2 protein-coding genes are annotated in these 4,740 nt (G+C 39.6%); both read right to left on the minus strand.

What is annotated here, in order from left to right; all coding sequences use genetic code 11:
* A partial coding sequence (locus ACEW8O_RS11210) for a two-component regulator propeller domain-containing protein (protein ID WP_373494719.1) occupies positions 1-2,898 on the minus strand: 2,898 nt, incomplete at its 3' end.
* Positions 2,899-3,175: 277 nt separating this feature from the next.
* Positions 3,176-4,740 (minus strand): SusD/RagB family nutrient-binding outer membrane lipoprotein (locus tag ACEW8O_RS11215; protein WP_373494720.1); only part of this gene is annotated, 1,565 nt, incomplete at its 5' end.

Here is a 4,740-nt window from a genome sequence, read left to right on the forward strand (position 1 = left end):
TTCACGTTCTAGTCTGATTGTTCTCGCTTTTTGGATCAAGTGAATTCTCCAAACCAGCCCAGCAAAGAATAAGAGATAAATTCCATAAGCCCACCAAGTGCGGTACCAAGGTGGCAAAACCCTAAAAGTATATGTCATAGGCTCAGTCCAGATTCCATTGGCTCCCTGTGCCTTTAGCTTAAATGTATAGGTACCCTCATGGATATTGCCAAAGGTGGCGTTCGATCGATTGGTGACAGGGCGCCAGTCCTCGTCATACCCTTCCAATAGGTATTGATATTTTACCATTTGGGGACGTGAGGTCTCAATGGCTACAAATTCAAAAGAAACCTGATTGAGATTGTAGGGCAATACCAGATTTTCAGGCAAAGGATAAAATGGCCTGACACCGTCAAATTCAATCTTTCCAAACCGCTGCTTCATACTATCCCTTTCTGCCAATCCTAATTCCCTTCCAAAAAGGCTAACTTCCTCTGTGATATAGGCAGGTATTGTAATACCTTCTTGGGAATTTACCATTTCAAATTTTTGGTTTGATTTTCTGGTATCAACATTATTAACAGATTCCTTTATGGTATGCCAACTAATGTTTTCATCTTTTACTTTTATTGATTGGATGACCACTACAGGTAGCACAACACTTCTGTACAATGCCTCATAATCGAATCTTACCAAAGCTGTTTTATCAGAACCTGTCCCTGCCCAGATAATGCCTTTACTATCCAAGAGCATCGCATCTTGCCCAAAATTAACATCCTTTACAGGATTGCCTGTAGAGGAGTTGAATATTTCCAAATCAGTGAGGGATGTATAGTCTTCGGAAATATTAAAAACAGTTAAACCTAGATTGGTACCTATTGCCATCTTTCCATTAACCATTTGAAGAATTTGGGTAACCGCTTCATCCGGCAATCCTTCAGCTATTCCAAAACTTTTAAAAAAAGTGGGAGAAACACTATTTTGTTTTGCGATTTTGATCTTTGATTCACTCTGAATCTGATATGTATGGTTATCAGGATTTTGATCGGATTCAAAATCTCCATTTTGTGATTCCCCTTGAACCAACTGGTTGTAGGATTTCAAGGTCAAAAAGCTTAAACCTTTGTCAGTTCCGAACCAAAGATTCCCTGAGACATCCTCATAAATTGTATTAACAAAATTATTTGAAAGCCCATGACCAGTTGTAAAATTCTCAAATGATTTACCATCATAACGACTTGCTCCTCCACCGTTAGTACCAAACCAAATTTTTCCAAAACTATCTTGCAAAATTACATTTACATCATTATTTCCCAATCCGTGATCACTTGAATAATTGGTGATAGATTTGCCGTCAAATTTACTTACCCCATTATCTACTGTACCGAACCAAAGATTACCCTCACTATCTTCTGTGATGCACTGGACAAAATTACTTGTCAGCCCTTGTGCGGTAGTAAAGTGAGTAAAGAATTTGCCACTTAAGTTAAACACTCCGTTTACTGTGCCAAACCAAAGGTTTCCTTTTTTATCCTCAATGGTGCAATAAACCTGAAAATCTGAAAACCCATGTGCTTTGGAAAAAGTAGTAAATGATTTGCCGTCAAAACAACTCACTCCCCCACCTTCAGTACTAAACCAAAGGTTTCCGGTTTTATCTTCATTAATGCTATTAACTTTAGAACCTGGCAAACCATGGGCTTTGGAAAAATTAATAAATGCTTTTCCGTTATACCGGCTGACTCCGCCACCATTTGTGCTGAACCAAATGCTACCAGTTTTATCGTCAGTAATACTCAAAACTGTGGAATTTGCCAAACCTTGAGTATTTGTAAAATTTTTTAAGAATTTACCATCATAACAGCTCACACCTTTTTCCCAGCTACCATACCAAAGGCTTCCTTCATTATCCTCAAAAATACTAGAGATAGAATTAATTTTTGCCTGACCAAGTTCTGCCAAAAAAGTAGTGAAAGAATTTCCGTCATATTGACTTAAACCTCCCCCACTAGTTCCAAACCACAGTTTCCCTGTCCTATCCTCAAAAATATTCCAAATGAAGTTATTTGGAAGTCCTTGGGCCATAGTAAATGTGGTAAAAGATTCCCCATCATAACGGCTTACACCCCCACCATTAGTCCCAAACCAAAGATTTCCGGATTTATCCTCCAAAATGCTCCCAACTACATTACTTGCCAAGCCGTCTTTTGTAGTAAAACTGGTAAAATTCTGACCATCAAATTTCGTAACACCATTACCATATGTACCAAACCAAAAATCTTCATTTTTATCCTCCATGATAGTCAATACATAATTATTTTTTAGATCCTGAGCTGTTGTGATAATAGTGAAGGACTTTCCGTCAAAAAGGCTTACACCGTCAGAAGTACCAATCCAAATATTCCCGGATTTATCCTCTATCATATTGAATACATAATTACTAGTAAGCCCGTGGGAAGTGGTAAAATTAGTAAAGGACTTACCGTCATATCTGCTAACTCCCCGCTGAGTACCAAACCAAAGATTTCCTGATTTATCCATTATAGAACATAGAACTACATCTAAGGCCAATCCATCACCTGTGGTGAAAGTGGTAAAATCGGATAAGCCACCATCTCCCAATAAAATCGTATTGCCTTCTTCGTCCAAAATGGGTTCACCTTTTTCGTTTTCCAGAACGGGCAGCATGATAGTTTCACCTCCTCTCTTTGGAACGGCTCTGACCATTGGTTTTGGCATGTCTTTCAAAAAATAGGTTTTGGGTTGCAGGCTGTCGGGGAGGTCGGCTATTACTGTTCTTTGCAATGGAACAAGAGATTCTTTTTCAATACTCTTTTCAGGTGATTTAAATTCTTGCTTGCTGTTGCATGAAAACAGAAATCCAACACATATGGCGAGAAGCAGATTGAATGTTTTCAAAGGCTTAGTTTAAATAGGTAATAAAACTAAAAAAGGAAAAAAGGATATTGGAAAAATGCCAACTCGCACCTTTCCTAAATTATTGAATATGAATATATTAAAAATATGGAAGAAAAATTAAAAATTCTGTTTCCCTCACCTTCTTTTAGGTGATTTTGATCTCGCCACCATGAGCTTACCGGATATACAATGGCATTAAAAGCTGTAAACTAAATGGGATATAAAAAAGAGGGGAAATCGAAAGCCCCTCTTTTTTATTAATATATAATCCAGCCAATTATTCTCTGACATCCCACCAAACACGTCCGTCAAGATCATCATTTTGGAATCCTTGCCTAGCAAGGGCTTCCTTATGGTTTTCTGTATTCAAATTGGCTTCTGTAGTGCCATAAGCCTGTCTTCTGGGAATCTGTAAGCTAGGGGTAAACGCATTGGCCGCAGGAACAAGGTTCGGGAATCCGGTTCTTCTCCATTCTGCCCATGCCTCATATCCATTAGGGAAAAGAGCGATCCACTTTTGGGTAAGTATTTGTTCCAATGCCCGTCCGGGGTCATATGCCACCTCACTATTGGTGATGTATGCATTAAAGCCGGCCCCGACACCATGTTGGTTTAATGATGCCAGTATGCCCTGTTCATAATATGCCTTGGCATTTCCGGGAATCCAACCTCTAACAACGCCTTCCGCCAATGCAAAGGCAATCTGGGCAGAAGTGTAGATATAAGCCGGGGAATTTTGCTGCCTGAAGGCATTGCCCAAAAAGGATACCTTTGAATTAGGGACTGAACCTGCATCAGCTTCTGTCAACCCATAGGGCATACCAATAAACTGATTGGTCGTATTTTCTATAGGATTGGCATATACTGGCAAGCGGGGATCCGCAACAGTATTCATCTTACCTTTTCCTCCACTGTGGGGGCTGGTATAGGACTCCAATTGCATAAAATTCATCAGAGGGTCAGCAATTGTCCAATCCCGACGACTTTGGGTAACAAAGGAGGAATAGTATGGGTTTTCATATGTCTGAATGTTCAAATATCTGAACACCAAATTCTCTGAATTGTCCAGCGCTATCACACCATCATTGAATGCCAATGAAAACTCAGTAGCTGCTTTTGATGGGTTAACTTTGGAAAGCCTTTGTGCAGCCACCAACCGGATGGTATTGGACATCTTTTTCCATAATTCCATATCTCCATCCAACAGGATATCTCCTTTGACCGGAATTGTTCCCGGTCCTGTTACAATCATGGCTGAGGCATCTTTAAGTGTCTGAATGCTACCGTCATAGATTTCAGATTGTGGATCAAATTTTGGCGTGAGTAATCCCTCATTTCCCCTTAGTGCTTCGGAATAGGGCAGGTCACCCCAACGATCGGTCAAAAACAAGAAATAGTACGATTGCAATATTTTGGCAATCGCTATCTGGTTTTCGTTGGATCCGTCCGCAGAAGCCACCACTTTGGTCAATTCATCCGTATTAATTTCAATGATTTTTTGTAAATCTGCCAAAGGTCCATCATACCAAGTATCTGTTGCGAAGTTAATCGTCTGGTAATTATCATCAGAAGTATATTGTTTGTTGGCCAAATGTTGCACATATAGCACACCTGTTATCGCCAAAACATTATCTCCAGTCGTTAACATGCTATTTGTAAGCAAGGCACTAGTCTTTGGTGATGTGGATTCGTTGGGGTTTACATTTAAATCCCCAAAGTCATCCCAGCTACATGAGCTCATGACCAAACAAATGGATATTGTTGTTATATAATTTTTCATCGTCTTCATCATTAAAATTTTACCCTTAAATCCACCCCAAAGCTTCTTGTGCCCGGTAAGTT

It is taken from the genome of Aquiflexum sp., from assembly GCF_041749095.1.
GTDB lineage: Bacteria > Bacteroidota > Bacteroidia > Cytophagales > Cyclobacteriaceae > Aquiflexum.